We start from the raw sequence: 19384 nt of genomic DNA, 5'->3' as shown, positions 1-19384 counted from the left end.
GGTTGATCCGGTCAGGAGTCGTACGGGTTGACCTGGTCCCGGTTCGTACGGGCCGCCGCGCGGGAGACCAGCGCCCTGAGCGCCCGGAACCAGGTCTCCGCCAGGTCGCGGACCGCCTCCTCGTCCAGGACCGCCTCCGGCCAGGACCAGTGGGCGGCCAGGACGGGCCCGTCGGCGCGGTCCTCGGTCACCACGTTGATGCCCAGCGCGTGCCCTTCCCGCATACCGGGCTCGGGACCGATGTCCGAGACGTCCTCCTCGGGGGCGTACGACCAGTCCGTCGCCTCGGGGATGCCGAAGCGGCCGAGGTAGTTGAACTCGATCGGCGGCGCCTCGAAGCCGGCGAGCACCGGTGCCGTACGGGGGTTGAGGTGGCGGAGCATGCCGTAGCCGACGCCGTTCGCCGGCAGTGAGGCGAGGTGCCGGCGGGTCCGGTCGAGCGCCTCCTCGACGGCCGGGCCACCCTCCAGGGCCGCGTCCAGGTCGACGGGCCCGGGGTCGAGCAGGACAGGGAAGACGCTGGTGAACCAGCCGACCGTACGGGACAGGTCGACGTCCCCCGCCACCTCCTCGTCGCGGCCGTGGCTCTCCAGGTCGACCAGGACCGGTCCCCGGGCGCCGCCGTCGTGCCGTCGCCGCCAGTCGGCCACGGCGAGTGCGAGACCGGTGAGCAGCACGTCGTTGACGTTCGCGGTGAAGGCGGACGGTACCGCGGACAGCAGCGGACCCGTGTACTCGGCGGGCAGCCGCAGCTCCAGCCGCCGTACGGTGCCGGTCGTGTCGCGGACCGGGTCCAGCGGGCTCTTCAGCGGCAGGGGTGCCGCGCTTTCCAGCACACCCGTCCAGAAGGGCAGTTCCGCCTCGCGGGCCGGGTCCCTGGCCAGTTCACCGAGCCTGCGCGCCCAGGTGCGGAAGGAGGTGTCGACGGGCGGCAGCTCGGCGGGGCGTCCCGCCTCGACCGCTCGCCAGGCGGTCTCCATGTCCGGCAGCAGGACGCGCCAGGACACACCGTCGGTCACGAGGTGATGGGCCATCAGGAGCAGTCGGCCGGGCTCGTCGCCCGCGTCGAACCAGACCGCCCTCACCATGGCGCCGGCTTCGGGGTCGAGGGTCGCGCGGGCGGCGTGCGCACCGGTCGCGACGGCTGCCCGCAGCGCGTCGGGGTCCAGCCCTGTGACGTCGACGCGCTCGATCCAGGACCCCGGGTCCACCGCGTCGGCGGGCGGCACCGCGATGCTCCAGTCGCCGCCGTAGCCGTCCTCGGCGGCAGCGGTCGTTCGTCGGCCGCGGGGCAGTGGGGGCTGCTCGCGCCCAGGCGGCGGAGCCTCATGTGTCTCAGCCCCGCGCCCCTGAAGGGGTGCGCTTCGCACCAGCGTGCCCCGCAGCATGGCGTGGCGGTCGGCCAGTGCTCGCAGTACGGCCGTGAGCTTCGGGCGGTCGAGGGCGGCGGGTGTGCGGACCAGGGCCGACTGGTGGTAGCCCTGGAACGGGCCGCCGAGTTCGCGCAGCCAGTGCATGACCGGGGTGATCGGCACGACGCCGGTTCCCTCGTCGGCGGGACGGGCGTCGGCGGCTCCGGTGGCGGTCGCCACGTCGGCGAGACCGGCGACCGTACGGTGCCTGAGCACCAGGCGCGGAGTGATCCGCACGTCGGCCGCGCGGGCCCTGCTGACGAGTTGCATCGCCATGATGCTGTCGCCGCCGAGAGTGAAGAAGTCGTCGTCGACACCGACCTCGGCCAGGCCGAGCACCTCGGCGAACACCGTGCACAGGGTCTTCTCCAGCTCGGTGCCGGGGGCACGGCCGGTGGAGAGCGCGGAGAAGTCGGGGGCGGGCAGGGCGGCCCGGTCCAGCTTGCCGTTGGCGAGCTTCGGCAGCCGGTCCAGGAGGACCACGGCGGCCGGGACCATGTGGTCGGGCAGGTTTCCGCCGACGTGGGCGCGCAACCGTCCGGGGTCGGGCAGCGCCCCGGACGCGGGGACCACATACGCCACGAGCAGCTTCCGAGCGACCTCCTGACGCACCGTCACCACACAATGTGCGACGTCCGGGTGGGCGGTGAGCACGGACTCGATCTCGCCGGGTTCGATACGGAAGCCCCGGATCTTGACCTGGTCGTCGGCGCGGCCCAGGTAGTCGAGGTGTCCGTCGGCGGTCCAGCGGGCGAGGTCGCCGGTCCGGTAGAGGCGGGAGCCGGGCCCGCCTCCGAACGGGTTGGCGACGAACCGCTCCGCCGTCAGGGCGGGACGGCCCAGGTACCCGCGGGCGAGGCCGCCACCGGCCAGGTACAGCTCCCCCGTCACGCCGGGCGGTACGGGCTGCAGCCGGTGGTCGAGCACGTACGCGCTGGTGCCCGCGACCGGGCGGCCGACGAGCGGGCGGTCGCTGTCGCGCACCCGGGCCACGAGGGCGTCGACGGTGGATTCGGTGGGTCCGTAGAGGTTGAAGGCCTCGGTGCCGTTCAGGTGTCCGAGCCGCTCCCACAGGGCGCCGGGCACGGCCTCGCCGCCGACACCCACGACCGCGAGGGGGCTGCTGCCGTCCTCGCGTACGAGTCCGGCCTCGGCCATCTGCGCGAAGAACGACGGTGTGACCTCCAGGAAGTCGAAGCCGTGCTCGACGACGGCCGCGGCCAGCAGGTCCGGGTCACGGCGGGCCTCGTCGGAGACGACGTGCACGCAGTGCCCGTCCAGGAGCCACAGCTGCGGCTGCCATGAGGCGTCGAAGGAGAACGCCCAGGCGTGCCCGGCGCGCAGATGCCGTCGGCCGGTGAGCGCCTTCGCGGGCTCGTACAGCGTCTCGCGGTGGCTGTGGAAGAGGTTGCCGACCGTCTCGTGGGTGACGACGACGCCCTTGGGGCGGCCGGTGGAGCCGGAGGTGTAGATGACGTACGCCGGATGGCGCGGAGTCAGGGCCGTGACGCGGTCGGTGTCGGTGAGGTCGGTCGCGGGCTGGGCGGCGAGCAGTTCGGCGGTCGCCCCGGCGTCCAGTTCCAGTACCGGCGGGCCGTCCGCCGGGAGCAGCGGCGCGATCTGCCGGGTGGTGAGTGTCAGGATCGGCCGGGCGTCGGCGAGCGTGTCGTGCAGGTGGGCGCTCGGGGCGTCCGGGTCGAGCGGCAGGTAGGCGGCGCCCGCCTTGTGCACGGCGAGGATGGCCAGCAGGGTGCGGGCGGTGCGGGGCAGGGCCAGCGCCACGAGCCGTTCCGGTCCCGCGCCCCGGTCGACGAGCAACCGGGCGAGGCGGTTCGCCTTGGCGTTGAGCTGGGCGAACGTCAGCCTGATGCCGTCGGACGCGACGGCCGGTGCGTCCGGTGAGAGCGCGGCCTGCCGTTCGAAGAGGGCCGGTACGGTGGTCGGTCCGGCGAGCAGGGGCCGGTCGTTCCACTCGGTGAGGATGCGTCGGCGCTCGGCGTCGCCGAGGATGTCGATCCGGCTGATCGGGGTGTCGGGGGCGGCGACCACGGCCCGCAGCAGCCGCACGAGCCGTTCGGCGATCGCCTCGGCGGTCGCGTGGTCGAAGAGGTCGCTGCTGTACTCCAGGACGCCGTCGACACCCCCGCCACCCTCCACGTCATGACCGCCGCCGCGTTCCACGAAGTCGAAGGAGAGGTCGAACTTGGCGCCGGTCGCGCCTACTTCCTCCCGTCGGGCGTCGAGGCCGGCGAGGACTTCTCCGGCACCGCCCGCCGCGAGGTGGACGACCATGACCTGGAACAGCGGGTGCCGGGACAGCGAGCGCGCGGGGCTGAGTACGTCCACCACCCGCTCGAACGGCACGTCCTGGTGGTCGAAGGCGGCCAGGTCGGTCTCCCGGACGCGGGCGAGCAGTTCGCGGAACGCCGGGTCGCCCGAGGTGTCGGTGCGCAGCACCAGGGTGTTGAGGAAGAAGCCGACCAGGTCCTCCAGCGCCTCTTCGCCGCGTCCGGCGATCGGGCTGCCGAGCGGGATGTCCGTACCGGCGCCCAGTCTGGTCAGCAGGGCCGCCACGGCCGCCTGGACGATCATGAACATACTGACGTTGCCGGACCGGGCCAGCTCGCGCAGTCCCGCCGCCAGCTCCGGGTCGAGGGCCATGTCGACCACGCCACCGCGGTAGCTGGCCTCCAGCGGGCGAGGCCGGTCGACGGGCAGCGCCAGTTCTTCGGGCAGCCCCGCCAAGGCCCGCTTCCAGAAGGTGAGTTGGCGGGACGCCAGGCTCTGCGGGTCCTTCTCGTCGCCGAGTACCGCACGCTGCCACAGGCTGTAGTCGGCGTACTGGACGGGCAGCGGCGCCCACGCGGGCGCACGGCCCGCCGCGCGTGCCTCGTAGGCGGCTGCCAGGTCGCGAGTGAGGGGCCGGTCCGACCACTCGTCGCCCGCGATGTGGTGGAGCAGGAGCAGCAGGACGTGCTCGTCCTCGGCGGTGCGCAGGAGATGTACGCGCAGGGGCGCTTCCCGGTCCAGCTCGAAGCCGTACCCGACGGCCTCGGCCAGCCGCTCCGCCAGCTCCCCCGCACCGGCCACGGAGGCGGTCCGCACGGCGACCCCGGCCCGCGACGGGTCCAGGATCAGCTGGTACGCCCGCCCGTCCTCCTCGGGGAAGACGGTGCGCAGTGGCTCGTGGCGGGCCACCAGGTCGTCGACCGCGAGTCGCAGCGCATCGGCGTCGAGTGTCCCGGAGACCCGCCAGAGCAGCGGGATGTTGTACGTGGGACTGGGGCCCTCCACCCGGTACAGGACCCACAGCCGCTGCTGGGCGAAGGAGAGCGGCAGCCGTTCCGGCCGGACCGCCGGGGCGAGGACGGGCAGGTCGGCCCCGGCCCTGTCGCGGAGCGCGTCGGCGAGACGGGCCGCCGTCGGGGCCTCGAAGACCGTGCGCAGGGATGCCTCGGCGCCGAGCACCGCCCGGACGCGGGCGGCGAGCCGCATGGCCACCAGGGAGTGACCGCCGAGGGCGAAGAAGTCGTCGTGCACGCCGACGCGTTCGAGGCCCAGGACGTCGGCGAACAGACCGCAGAGGATCTCCTCGCGCGGGGTGCGCGGCAGGGTCTCGGTGGTCCCGGCGGCGAAGTCGGGAGCGGGCAGCGCCCTGCGGTCGAGCTTGCCGTTGGGGGTCAGCGGCAGGGCGTCCAGGACCATGAGGACCGCGGGGACCATGTGCTCGGGCAGCTCGGCGGCGACGTGACGGCGGAGGGCCGCGGGGTCCGCGACGCGGGCCGCAGCCGGGGTGCCGGCCGCGGGTGCCGGCGCGGCTGCGGCTCGACCTGCGGCTGCGGCTCCGGCTGCGGCTCGGGCCGGAACGACGTACGCCACAAGTCGCTGGCCGTGCGGGACGACCACGGCCCGGGCAACGGTGTCGTGCCGCCCCAGGACGCTCTCGATCTCGCCGAGTTCGATCCGGAAGCCGCGGATCTTGACCTGGTCGTCGGTGCGGCCCAGGTATTCGACCGTGCCGTCGGCCGTCCAGCGGGCCAGGTCGCCCGTGCGGTACATACGCTCGCCGGACCCGCCGTACGGATCGGCGACGAACCGCTCGGCGGTCAGACCGGCGCGGTCGAGATAGCCACGGGCCAGCTGGGCACCGGCGAGGTACAGCTCCCCCGCGACACCCGGCGGCACCGGCCGCAGCGCGGCGTCCAGGACGTACACGCGGGTGTTCCACACCGGCCGTCCGATGGGCACCGAGGTGGCGCCCGGGTGCACCTGGATCGCGGTGACGTCGACGGACGCCTCGGTCGGCCCGTACAGGTTGTGCAGCTCGGTCGAGGCGAACGTCCGGTGGAACCGGTGTGCGAGCGGGACGGACAGGGCCTCGCCACTGCACATCACCCGGCGCAGGCCCGTGCACCCCGCGGCCGTCGGCTCCTCCAGGAACAACTGGAGCATCGAGGGCACGAAGTGCGCGACGGTGACGGACTGCCGCTGTATCAGTTCGGCGAGGTGGCGGGGGTCCTTGTGCCCGTCGGGCCTGGCGACCACCAGGGCGGCCCCGGTGATCAGCGGCCAGAAGAACTCCCACACGGACACGTCGAAACTGGACGGCGTCTTCTGCAGCACCCGGTCCTCACCGGTCAGCCCGTACGCGTCCCGCATCCACAACAGGCGGTTGACGATGCCCGACTGCGGGACGACCACGCCCTTCGGACGCCCCGTGGAACCGGAGGTGTAGATGACGTAGGCGGGGCTCGACGGGTCGTACGCGGCAGGAAGCGGGCCCTTTGCCCCCTCGGGCAGGCGGTCGCGGATCACGCACACCGGGCGGGCGTCCGCCAGCATGAACGCGAGGCGCTCCGGCGGGTAGTCGGCGTCCAGGGGCAGATAGGCGCCGCCCGCGCGATGCACCGCGAGCAGGGCGACGACGAGATCCGCCGAGCGCGGCAGCGCGACGGCCACGGTGCGCTCCGGGCCCACGCCCAGGCCGGCCAGCACCCGCGCGGTGTGTTCGACGCGCTCGTCCAACTCGCCGTACGTCAGCCGCTGTTCGCCGAAGACCAGTGCGAGCGCGTCGGGCGTGCGGGCCGCCTGGGCGCGGAACAGCTCGGGGAGGGTGGTGGAGGCCGTCTCGTGGGCTGTGTCGTTCCAGTCCGCGAGGACGAGCGCCCGCTCGTCGGCCGTCAGCACCTCCACCTCGCGCACCGGCAGGTCCGGTGTGCCGGTGACCTGTTCCAGCAGCCGGACCAGGCGTGTGGCGAGGCGTTCCGCCGTCGCCTCGTCGCACAGGTCGGCCGCGTAGTCGAGCAGCAGGACCAGCTGATCCGACGCGTCCACGAAGGTGAAGTGCAGGTCGAACTTGGCCCTGCCGGTGTCCATGTCGGACCACTCGGTGGACAGGCCCAGCAGGTCGGGATCGCCGTCGGGGCGGTAGTGGTAGCCCAGCATCACCTGGAACAGCGGGTTGCGGCCCGCCACGCGCGGCGGGTTGACGGCCTCCACGACCCGGTCGAAGGGCAGGTCCTGATGCTCGAAGGCGGCGAGGGCCGACTCCCGGACCCTGGCAACCAGTTGACGGAACGTCAGGTTGTCGCCGGACAGGTCGGTGCGCAGGACCAGCGTGTTGACGAAGAAGCCGACCAGCTCGTCCAGGCCGCTGTCCGTGCGGCCCGCGATGGGTGCGCCGAGCGGGATGTCGTCGCCCGCGCCCAAACGGTGCAGCAGGGTCGCGGTGGCCGCCTGGAGGAGCATGAACATGCTGGTGCCGGTCTCGCCGGACAGCTCGCGCAGGGTGCGGCCGACCTCGGCGGGCACCTCGTGTCGGACCTTGCCGCCGAGTCCGGTGGGCTCGGCGGGCCGCGGCCGGTCCAGGGGCAGTGCCAGCTCCTCCGGAAGACCGCTCAGTGTCCGCGTCCAGTGAGCCAGCTGTTCGTCGCCGACCTGGGCCAGCAGATCCTCCTGCCACAGCGTGTAGTCCGCGTACTGCACCGGCAGCGGCGCCCAGCCGGGCTCCCCGCCCGCGACCCGGGCCGCGTACGCGGTGTTCAGGTCGGCGAGGAACGGCCGGTCGGACCATTCGTCGGTGGTGATGTGGTGCAGTACGACGGCCACCACATGGTCGGCCGGACCGACCCTGAACACCTCGCAGCGCAGGGGGAGTTCGCGTGCCAGGTCGAAGGGGCGGCGCTGCGCCGCCCGGATCAGCGCGTCCAGCGCCTGCTCCGCGCAGTCCGTCACGGTGAACCCGGGCGCGGCCTCGGCGGCCGGGACGATGACCTGGTACGGCTCTCCGTCGTGCTCGTGGAACACCGTGCGCAGCGCCTCGTGCCGGCCCGCCACATCGGTCAGCGCGGACCGCAGCGCGCCGAGATCGAGCTCTCCGCGCAGCCGGAAGACCAGCGGGAAGTTGTACGCGACACCGCTGCCGGTGATGCGTTCGACCAGCCACAGCCGGCGCTGGGCCGGCGAGAGCGGGACGCGTTCGGGGCGTACGGCGGGGGCGACGGCCGGGCGGGCGGGGCGCCCGGTGTCGGCCCGTGCGGCGAGCAGTTCGGGTGTCGGTGCCTCGAAGAGGTCGCGGATCGCCAGTTCGGCGCCCAGTTCCGTGCGGGCCCGGCTGATCAGCCGGGTGGCGAGCAGCGAGTGGCCGCCCAGGTCGAAGAAGCCGTCCTCCGCGCCGACTTCGGGCAGGCCCAGCACCTCGGCGAAGAGGCGGCAGAGCACCTCTTCCTGCGGGGTGCGCGGGCCGCGTCCGGTGCCGAGGGCGACCGCGGGCTCGGCGTCGGGCAGGGCGCGTACGTCCAGCTTGCCGTTGTCGTTCATGGGCAGCCACCGGTCGAGGGTCACGAACGCGGCCGGGACCATGTACTCGGGCAGCTGCCGCTTGAGGTCGTCCCGCAGCCGCCGCACGAGGCTGTTCGCGCCGCGCGCCGCGGTCGGTTCGTTGGCGTACGGAGCCTCGCCGCCGCCCGGGAGGTAGAGCCCGGCGGTGCGCCCGGGACCGCCGGTACGGGTACCGCTGTCGGGGATGAACACGGCGTCGTACGTGCCGGGTTCGCGGGACCAGGTCGTCAGGACGTGGCAGCCGAGCTGGGCGCCGAGGTCGTGCAGCGACTCGGGGTCCACTCCCCCGGGGGCCCCGACACGGGCGTCGGGAACGCCGGTGAACCGCAGCGGGGTGACCGCACGGACGAGGTCGGCCGGATCGAGGTCGTCGGTGAAGCCGACCGACGGCACGTGTTCCAGGGCGAGATCGGCCTCACCGGCGTACAGGACGGCGTCGTAGCGGTGGCGGGTCAGTTCGTTGTGGTGGCGGGCGCGCTTGGTGCGCAGGTCGACGCGGTGGCCGAGGGTGGTGAAGTAGTCGGGGTCGACGAGGAGTTCCTTCTCCAGGCGCAGCCCGCGCTCGACGGCACGCTCAAGGCCCTCCCCCGTGACGCCCCTGGCCTGCTGGATCTCCGTCTGGAAGGTCCGGGCGAGGCGCAGGTTGCGGACGTCTCCGACGAACAGCGCGCCGCCCGGCGCCAGGAGTCGCATCGCGCCCTCGATCACCGTCGTCAGGTAGTCGATGCTCGGGAAGTACTGGATGACGGAGTTGATGACGACGGTGTCGAAGTATCCGTCGGCGGGCAGGCCGGTCAGGTCGTCGGCGGGCTGGGCGCGCAGGGTGACGCGTGCGGCCAGTTCCGGGTCCCGGGCCAGCTCCTCACCGATCTTGCGGATGACGGGGGCGGCGAAGTCGGTGGCCCAGTAGGCCTCTGCCTCCGGTGCGAGCCTGGACAGCAGCAGACCGGAGCCGACGCCGATCTCCAGGACGCGGCGCGGTCGCAGCGAGCGGATCCGGGCGACGGTGGCCTCGCGCCACTCCCGCATCTCCTCGAAGGGGATGGGCCGGCCGTCGTACGACGAGTCCCAGCCCGCGTAGTCCTCGGTGAAGACCGCGGTGCTGATCTCCTCGTACTCGTCGGAGTAGATCTCCTGCCACTCGCCGACCTGTTCGCGTTCGGCGCCGTCGCGGTCGTCGCCGGTCAGCGGGGCCGGGACGACGTAGCCGACGAGCCGTTCGTCGCGGACGACGACGGCGGCGTGCGCGACCTGGGGGTGCCGGGAGAGCGCGGCCTCGATCTCGCCCAGTTCCACGCGGTAGCCGCGGATCTTGACCTGGTCGTCGGTGCGGCCGAGGAAGTCGAGGTTGCCGTCCGGGTCGCGGCGTACGAGGTCACCGGTGCGGTACATGCGCTCGCCGGGCTCGCCGAAGGGGTCGGCGACGAACCGCTCGGCGGTCAGCCCCGGCCGCTCCAGATAGCCGCGGGCCAGGCCGATGCCCGCGATGTACAGCTCGCCGGGCACGCCCTCGGGCACCGGCCGCAGCCATGCGTCCAGGATGTGGGCACGGGTACCGCGGATCGGACGTCCGACGGTCGGGGTGGCGCTGTCGAGGGTGCCGCCGCCGAGGGTGTTGATGGTGTACTCGGTCGGCCCGTAGAGGTTGTATCCGTACGTGCCCTCGGTGTCGCGGAGCCGGTTCCACACGGTCTCGGAGACGGCCTCGCCGCCGAGCAGCACGAGCGGCGGCCGGTGTCCCTCCAACAGGCCCTGCTCGATGAGGAGATGGGCGTAGGTGGGCGTCACGTTGATGACGTCGACGCGATGGGTCTCGCAGTACGCGACCAGGGCCTCGGCGTCACGCCGCAGCTCCTCGTCGCAGATGTGCACCTCATGGCCCTCGACGAGCCACAGCAGCTCTTCCCAGGACATGTCGAAGGCGAACGACACGGTGTGCGCGATGCGCAGTCCGCGCCCGCCCGCCGAGGCGATGGCCGGTTCGAAGATCTCCCGCTGGTGGTTGAGCTGCATGTTGGTCAGCCCGCGGTAGGGCGTGACCACACCCTTGGGGCGGCCGGTGGACCCGGAGGTGTAGATGACGTACGCCGGGTGCTCCAGGCTGAAGCGCCGCCGCTCCAGGTCGGCCGGGAACGCGGCCAGTTCGGCGGTGACCGCGGGGTCGTCCAGCAGGGCGCGGGGTGTGTCGGCCGCCGACAGCCGCGCGGAGACGGCGGTGTGGGACAGCAGGAGCGTCGGCCGGGCGTCCTGGAGCATCGCCACGAGCCGGTCGTCCGGATGGTCCAGCTCCAGCGGGAGGTACGCGGCGCCCGTGCGCAGCACGGCGAAGAGCGCGACGACCATGTCGAGGGAGCGGGGCAGTCCGAGCGCGACGACCCGCTCGGGCGCGGCGCCCCGGTCGAGCAGCAGACGGGCCATGCGGTTGATACGGGCGTCGAGTTGGGCGTACGTGAGGGTCCGGTCGCCGAAGACGAGCGCGGTGGTGTCGGGTGTGGCCACGGCCTGCGCCGCCAGCAGGTCGGCGATGGTGTCCTCAAGGTCGGGCACCCGGCCCTCGGCGCGTTCGCGCTCCCCTTGCCGCCGCTCGTACGGCAGTTGCGCGTCGATCCGTCCGACAGGCGCTTCGAGGTCGTCGGTGAGCCGTGCCAGCAGCAGGGTGAACCGGTCGAGCAGGTCCTGAGCCCGGGGGCGGGCGACGACATCGGCCCGGTGGGTCAGGGTGACCTGGATCCTGCGTCCCGGGGTGACGACGAGGTTGACGGGATAGTGCGTGGCGTCGACGTTGGCGACGGCGGTGGCCCCGTGGTGGTCGCTCAGTTCGGCGAGGCGTTCCTCGGTGTCGCTGTTGCGCAGCACGAAGAGGGTGTCGAACAGCCGCCGGTGCCCGGTCTCGGCCTGCAGCACGCCGAGGCCCAGGTACTCGTACGGCATGACGGCCAGCCGCTCGTCCTGGACGCGGCGCAGCAGGGCGAGTACGGGTTCGGCAGGGTCGTAGGCGATGCGGGCGGGAACGGTGTTGAGGAACATGCCGATGACGTTCTCGATCTCCGGCACCTCGCTCGGGCGGCCGGCGACGGTGGTGCCGAAGACGACGTCGGTTCGGCCGGTCGCGCTCGCCAGGGTCAGCCCCCAGGCGGCGTTGAGCACGGTGTTGAGGGTCAGTCCGTGCCGGCGGCCGATGTCGCGCAGCCGTGTCCCCACCTCGTCAGGGACGAAGGCGTCGAGGCTCTCCGGGATGTCCGGCTCCAGGCCCTGGTCGGCGGCGGCGAGCAGGGTGGGCTCGTCGAGCCCGGCCAGCGCGGTGCGCCAGGCGGCGGTGGCGACGGCGGTGTCCTGGACCTCCAGCCAGGTCAGGTAGTCGCGGTACGAGCCGGGGGCGGCCAGAGTGCTCGGGTCACCGCCCGACTCGTACAGGGCGAAGAGCTGGTCGAGGAAGAGCCACGCGGACCAGCCGTCCCACAGGAGCAGATGGCGGCCGACGACCAGGCGGTCACCGCGCTCCGCACCGAGACGGACGACCAGGATGCGGAAGAGCAGGGGTCGGGTCAGATCGAAGCGGCGCGCGCGTTCGGCCTCCGTCAGTTCCCGCAGGCGGGCGTCCTGTTCGGCGGCGGGCAGGCCGGAGAGGTCGACCTCTTCGAGAGGGATCTCGGGGTCGCGGACGATGAACTGCACCGGCTGGCGCAGTCCTTCGCTGGTGAATCCGGCGCGCAGGCTGGGGGTGCGGTCCAGCAGCACCCGTACGGCGGTGCGGAGGCGGTCCGTGTCGAGCGGGGTGGCGAGGTCGAAGGACTCGTGGACGGTGTAGACGTCCAGAGTGCCGGCGTCGTACGTGGAGTGGAAGAACAGGCCTTCCTGGAGCGGTGCGAGGGGCCAGATGTCGTCCACGGGGCCGGGGCTGAGCCGGTGGACGCGCTCGGTCTCCTCGGCGGTGAGGGCGAAGTCGGAGCGCGGGGCGCGCGTTTCGGCGACCGGGGTGGCCGCCGCCGCCAGGGCGACCGGGGTGCGGTGCTCGAAGACGTCACGGGGGTTCAGGTCCAGGCCTGCCCGGCGGGCGCGGCTGGAGACGCCGATCGAGGTGATGCTGTCGCCGCCGAGCATGAAGAAGTCGTCGTCGACGCCGACCTCGTCGAGCTTCAGCACCGCGGCGAAGATCCCGGTGAGCGCGGCCTCCCGCTCGTCGCGAGGTGCGCGCAGCTCGGCCCGTACCGCCTGCGGGGCGGGCAGCGCGGCGCGGTCGAGCTTGCCGCTGGGGGTGAGCGGGAGCGCGTCCAGGACGACGTAGGCGCCGGGGACCATGGGGGCGGGCAGCGACGCGGACAGGGCCTCGGCCAGTTGCGCGGGTTCCGGGCGGGCGTCGCGGGCGGGGACCACGTACGCGACCAGCGCGCCGCCGGTGACGGTGACGGCCGCCTGGGCGACGGACGCCTGCCGGGCCAGCGCGGCCTCGATCTCGCCCGGTTCGACCCGGTTGCCGCGGATCTTGACCTGGCGGTCGGTGCGGCCCAGGTACTCCACGACTCCGTCGGCGCGACGGCGTACGAGGTCGCCGGTGCGGTACATACGTTCGCCGGGCCCGCCGTACGGGTCGGCGACGAACCGCTCGGCGGTCAGGCCGGGCCTCGCGTGGTAGCCGCGGGCGAGCTGGACGCCCGTCAGGTGGAGCTCGCCCGGTACGCCCTCGGGCACCGGGCGCAGGCAGGTGTCCAGGACGCGCAGACCGGTGTTCCACACCGGTCGGCCGATGGGCACGGTGGTGCCGGGCGCGCCGTCGTACGTGTGGTGGGTGACGTCGACGGCGGCCTCGGTGGGGCCGTACAGGTTGTGCAGCGGCACCCCGGTGAGGGCCAGCCAGCGGGCCGACGCGGCGCCGGGCAGCGCCTCGCCGCTGCTGAAGACGCGCCGCAGGGAGGCGGCCCACGCGGAATCCGCGGTGATCTCCTCGGACCGCAGGAACGCTTCGAGCATCGACGGCACGAAGTGCAGTGTGGTGACGGCCTGTTGGCGGATCAGCTCGGCGAGGTAGGCGGGGTCGCGGTGACCGTCCGGGCGGGCCAGTACGACGGTCGCGCCCTCGCACAGCGCCCAGAAGAACTCCCAGACACTGACGTCGAAGCTGGCCGGGGTCTTCTGCAGCACCCGGTCGTCGGCGGCCAGTCCGTACTGGCCCTGCATCCAGGCCAGCCGGTTGACGACGGCGCGATGGGTGACGACGACGCCCTTGGGGAGGCCCGTGGAGCCGGACGTGTAGATCAGGTAGGCCGGGTCGTCCGGGCCTGCCGCGACGGAGGCGGTCGTGGCGGCCGTCGGCTCCTCGCCGGCCGGGTCGTCCGCCAGGAGGTGGGTGAGGCCCGGGACCTCGGGCAGTCGGTGGGCGGTGCCGGAGGTGGTGACGACCGTCGTCGCGCCGGAGTCGGTGAGCATGTGGGCCACCCGGTCGGCGGGGTAGTCCACGTCGACCGGCAGGTAGCCGGCCCCGGACTTGAGCACGCCGAGCAGGGCGGCCATGAGGGCGGCGGACCGCGGGACGGCCACCGCGACGACGGCGCCGGGTCCGGCACCCGTCGTGCGAAGCCTGCGCGCCACCCCCTCGGCAAGGGCGTCGAGTTGCGCGTACGTAAGGGTCTCGTCCTCGTACACGACCGCCGTGGCCCGCGGGGTGCGGGCGACCTGGGCCTCGAAGGCGGCGGCCAGGGTGGTCCCGGGCACCTCCCTGCGTTCGCCGGCCGGGTGGGCCTGGGACAGCTCCGCCGCCGACAGCAGTTCCAGGGCGGCGGCCGGCTGCCCGGGGTCCGCCGCCAGGGCGTCGAGGATCCGGGTGAGCCGGTCGGCGATACGGCGTACGGCCTCGGCGTCGAGCCGCTGGGCGTGGTGCTTCAGACGCAGGTCGAGACGGCGGCCCGGCTTCACGATCAGGGCGAGCGGGTAGTGGACGGCGTCGTGGAACTCATGGCCCGTGACCCGGATACGGCCGGAGGGGTCGGCGAGCCCCGTGGCGGCCGGGTAGTTCTCGAAGACGACGAGGGTGTCGAACAGTTCACCGCTGCCCGCGAGTCCGGCGACCCGCTGGATCTCGGCGAGGCCGAGGTGCTGGTGGTCGAGGAGTGCGGCCTGCTCGTCCTGGAGCCGCCCGAGGAGACCGGCGAGGGTGTCCGAGGGCTCCCAGCGGAAGCGGGTGGGCAGGGTGTTGATGAACAGCCCGACCATGGACTCGATGCCCTCGACCTCGGCGTCCCGGCCGGAGACGGTGGTGCCGAACACCACGTCCTGGCGCGCGGTCAGCCGTCCGATCAGCAGGCCCCAGGCGCTCTGGACGACCGTTCCCAGTGTCACGCCCAGTTCGCGGGCGCGGGCCGACAGCCGGGCGGTGACCTGCTCGGACAGCTCGACACGGACCTGGGCGGGCGTGATCGGTGTGCCGTCGGCGGGCGTCTCGACGAGTCGGGTGGGCTCCTCGATCCCGGCGAGCGCGTCGCGCCAGGTCTCGCGCGCGCCGTCCCGGTCGGCGGCGGCGAGCGTGCGCAGGTAGGTGCGGTACGGGGTGACCGGGGGCAGCGGGGCCGGGCTCTCACCGTAGGAAGCGAGCAGTTCGCGGTGCAGGACGGGCAACGACCAGCCGTCGGCGACGCTGTGATGGAACGTCAGCAGCAGGCGGGCACGGTCCTCGCCCAGCCTGATGAACGCACAGCGCACCAGGGGCGGACGGCCGAGGTCGAAGCGGCGGGCACGCTCCTCGGCGGCGACCGCGTCGGCCTCCGCGTCGGTTGCGCGAGGCGGCTCCGCCGACAGGTCCTCCTCGCGCCAGGGCAGTTCGAGGCCCTCGGCGATGATCTGCACGGGGCGTCCGTCGGCGAGCGGGCGGAAGCAGGCCCGCAGCGGGGCGTGCCGGTCGAGGACGCGCTGGGCGGCCTTGCGCAGTGCCCCGGCGTCGACGGGGCCGGACAGTTCGAGGGCCTGCTGGACCACGTAGGTGTCGTGGTCGGCGCCGTCGACGAGGGCGTGGAAGTAGAAGCCCTCCTGGAGAGGGCTCAGGGGCAGCAGTTCCTGCACGGTCACGGGGTACTCGCCCTGGACCGTGCCGAGCTCGGCATCGGTGAGGCGAACGAGCGGGGCTTGCGCGTCGGAGGCCCCCGTACCCCTGCCCGTACCCGCGTCGGCGTCGGCGCGTACGCTCGCCGCCTCGGCGAGGGCCGCGACCGTCCGGTGCCGGAAGACATCGCGGGAACTGAGCCGCAGTCCGGCCCTGCGGGCGTGGATGAGCAGCTGGATGGCGGTGATGCTGTCGCCGCCGAGGGCGAAGAAGTCGTCGTCGATGGTCGTCGACCGCAGCCCGAGCACCTCGGCGTAGGCCGCGCACAGCACCTCCTCACGGGCGTCGCGCGGCGGGCGGCCGGAGCTGAGGGCCCCGTAGTCGGGCACCGGGAGCGCCGCGCCGTCGAGCTTGCCGCTGGGGGTGACCGGGAGGCGGTCCAGGGGGACGACGGCGGACGGGACCATGTACTCCGGCAGCTGCTCGGACGCGTAGGAACGCAACGCCTTCATCAGGGAGTTCACGTCACGGAAGGGTGCCGGGCGGTTGGCGTGCGGGGCGGTTGTGGACGGGCGGTACAGCCTGCCCGGCGCCTCGGGCAGGCCGCTGCTGGGACCGTTGCCGGGGCCGAGGACCACGTCGAGGCTGCCGTCGTCGGCGACCCCGTTCCAGGTGACGACGGCCTTCAGACCGTGCCGGGCGGCGAGGACGTGGAGGTCTTCCGGGTCCGGCGCGTCGGCGCGGGACGCGGCGCGGCTGCTGTCGTCGAGGGCGGACAGTACGGCCAGGTCCTCGGCGAGGCGGGCGTTGGGCAGACCGGTGACGCGGAGCGGGGTCGCCCGCCCGGCGAGCAGGGCATCGAGCGCGTCGAGCCCGCGCGGGCCGTCCGCGGGGGCGCTGTCCCCGGGGTAGCTGTCCTCGGGGTGGCTGTCCCCGACCAGGTCGGCCCAGGCCACCTCGTCGCCTTCGACCGGTTCCGCGGTCTGCGCCCTCCCCTGATCCTGCTCCTGCTCCCGCTCCCGCTTGTGCAGCACCACGTCGTAGCGGTACCGCGTCAGCTCGTTGTGATGGCTTCCCCGCTTGACCCTGATGTCGGCGTCGAAGCCGTCGAGGGCCGCGAAGTAGTCGGGGTCGAGGAGGAGTTCGCCCTCCCAGGCGAGCGACCGCTCCACGGCGGCCATCAGCGCCTGCTTGTCCCCGGGGTCGGCCGCGCGGCGCGTCTCCACCGCGGCGCGCAGGACGCGCAGCAGCCGGGCGTTACGCACGTCACCGACGAACAGCCGTCCCCCGGGGGCCAGCAGCTCGGCGGCAGCGCCGATGACGTCGGTGAGGTAGTCGGCGCCGGGGAAGTACTGGGCGACGGAGTTGAGGACGACCGTGTCGAAGTGGGCCCGGGGCAGCCCGGAGATGTCGTGCGCGGGTTGTGCGCTCAGGTGCACCCGGCCGGCCAGTTCCGGCGCCGCGTCGACCTGTGCGCGCAGGGTCCGCACCGCCTCCTCGGAGAGGTCGGTGCCCCAGTACGTCTCGCAGCCGGGGGCGATCCTGGAGAGGATCAGGCCGCTGCCGACGCCGATCTCCAGCACGCGGCGCGGTGCCGATTCCTCGATACGGGCGACGGTCGCCTCGCGCCACTCCCGCATCTCCGCGACGGGGATGGGCAGCCCGTCGTACATGCTGTTCCAGCCGGCGAAGTTCTCCCTGAACCGCGCCGACCCGCCGGCGGAGGGCACGGAGCCTGTGACACCCATGGAACCTGCGGCCCCGTCGCGTCGGCCCTCGGATCCCGCCGCCGAGTAGAGCAGTTCGTGCAGGTCCTTCCATTCCTGGACCTGCTCGCCGAAGTCCCGGTCGGCGTCCAGTGAGGGCACCACGTAGGCGGCGAGCCTGCGGTCACCCGGGCGGTCCTCGCGGACCAGGACCGCGGCCTGCTCCACGGCGGGGTGGGCGCGCAGCACGGACTCGATCTCGCCGGGTTCGATCCGGAATCCGCGGATCTTCACCTGCGCGTCGGCGCGGCCCAGGAACTCCAGCCGGCCGTCGACCTTCCAGCGCACCAGGTCACCGGTGCGGTACAGCCGTTCGCCGGGCGGGCCGAACGGATCGGCGACGAACCGCTCGGCCGTCAGGTCCGGCCGGCCGAGGTAGCCGCGGGCCAGACCCGCTCCGCCGAGGTAGAGCTCGCCCGGGACACCGGCCGGTACGGGCTGGAGCCGGGCGTCGAGCACATAGGCCCGGGTGCCGGGGTCGGGGACGCCGATCGGCACGATCGTTCCGGCGGGGGTGTCGGGGTCGCACAGGCCGAGGGTGGAGTTGGTGGTCGCCTCGGTGGGGCCGTACGCGTTGAACATCATCCGGCCGCGCGCGTACCGGCCGACCAGTTCGGGCGAGACCCGTTCGGTGCCCGCGAGCAGGGTGGCGGGCGGCAGTTCGACGTCCTCGGGCATCGCGGCCAGGAGGGCCGGCGGGAGGATCATGAAGGTGATGCCGTTGGCGTGGGCGTAGTCGGCGAGGGGTGCGCCGGGCACCCTCAACTCAGCGGGTACGACGACGAGTCGGCCACCGGAGAGCAGCCCGAGGCACAGGTCCCAGAACGCCACGTCGAAGCTCGGCGAGGCGAACTGGAGGACCCGGCTGTGCGGTCCGATGCCGAACCGCTCGGTCTGCGTGGCGACCAGCTTGGCGACGCCCGCGTGGGAGAGCACCACGCCCTTGGGCCGGCCGGTGGAACCGGAGGTGTAGATGACGTAGGCGGCGTTCCCGACGGAGAGGGAGCGGCCGGGCGCGGTCGGCTGATGCTCCGTCAACTCCTGTACGACGTCCGGCGCGTCCAGCACCACGACGTCCATGCCCTCGCACGGCGGGATGTCCGCGGCGACCTCGGCGGTGGTGAGCAGGCAGGCGGGCCGGGCGTCGGCCAGCATGTACGAGATGCGGTCGGCCGGGTAGTCGGTGTCCACCGGCAGATAGGCGGCGCCGGACTTCAGTACGGCCACCTCGGCGACGATCAGCTCGGCCGAACGGGGCACCGCGAGGGCCACCACGCGTTCGGGTCCCGCGCCGCGCGCGACGAGGGCGTGGGCCAGCCGGTCGGCCCGTTCGTCCAGCTCCGCGTAGGTGAGCCGGGTGTCCTGGAAGACCAGCGCGATCTCGTCGGGCCGCTGCCGTACCTGGTCGGCGAACATCTCCGGCCAGGTCCGCGGGGGGACGTCGTGGTCGGTGTCGTTCCACTCCTCCAGGACACGGTGCCGTTCCTCGGCGTCCAGCAGGTCCAGTTCGCCGACCGGGGTGTACGGCCGGGCGATCGCGTCGGCCAGCAGGGTGGCGTAATGGCCCGCGGTTCGCAGTGCGGTCCCGTCGCGGAACAGGTCCGGGCGGTACGTGACCCGGACGTCACCGGCGCGGACTTCCAGCGCGAGATCGAGCGAGCCCTCGTAGGGGCCGGTGAAGTCCGCGTCACGCCCCTCCTCCGTCCCGGAAGCCTCGTCCGTCCCGTAAGCCTTGCCTGCCCCGGAAGCCGTGTCCGTCCCGAAGGCCGTGTCCGTCCCGAAGGCCGTGTCCGTCCCGAAGGCCGTGTTGAACAGCAGTCCGCCGCCGCGGGTCGGCTCCGGCCGCAACCGGGCGACCAGCGCGGCCGGTTCGACACGGTGGGCGTCGGCCTCCTCGCACGCCGCACGGACGCGCCGGACCAGTTCGGTGAATTCGGTCCCGCCGTCGAGAGCCACCCGGACCGGCAGTCCCCCGTACCCGACGGTGAGGTCGTGCGCGCCGCCGTAGCGGTGCAGCAGTGCCACGAACGCGGACAGGAGGGTGACCTCGTCGGCCGTCGCGTCCAGCGTGCGACTGATCGTGCGCGGCTCACCGCCGGGCGTGAGCGGATACGGGAAGTCGACCGGGAGAACCGCCTCCTGAGGGAGGGGGTCGAGCCGTCGGCGCCAGTACGCCGCCACATCGACCTCGTCGACACCGGACACACGTGATTTGAAACCGGACACAGCTGACCGTGCCTCCAGAGTGTGCGGAACCGGCTCAGCCGGGGGACCGCAGGTCATACTAAGGTAAGGATTACCTAACCAAAAGGCCCAGTCTCGGCGGACCACGTGAT

1 protein-coding gene is annotated in these 19384 nt (G+C 73.2%); it reads right to left on the bottom strand.

Features of this window, described 5'->3' with window-relative positions; all coding sequences use genetic code 11:
• Positions 1-11 precede the first annotated feature (11 nt).
• Positions 12-19331, bottom strand: coding sequence for an amino acid adenylation domain-containing protein (locus ACIOKD_RS18945; protein WP_402084962.1), 19320 nt, complete (start codon positions 19329-19331; stop codon positions 12-14).
• Between the last annotated feature and the right edge of the window lie 53 nt (positions 19332-19384).

Source organism: Streptomyces sp. NPDC087844, from assembly GCF_044742785.1.
Taxonomy (GTDB): domain Bacteria; phylum Actinomycetota; class Actinomycetes; order Streptomycetales; family Streptomycetaceae; genus Streptomyces.
Note: the sequence above shows the minus strand (reverse complement) of the source record. Positions and strands in the feature narration are given on the sequence as shown.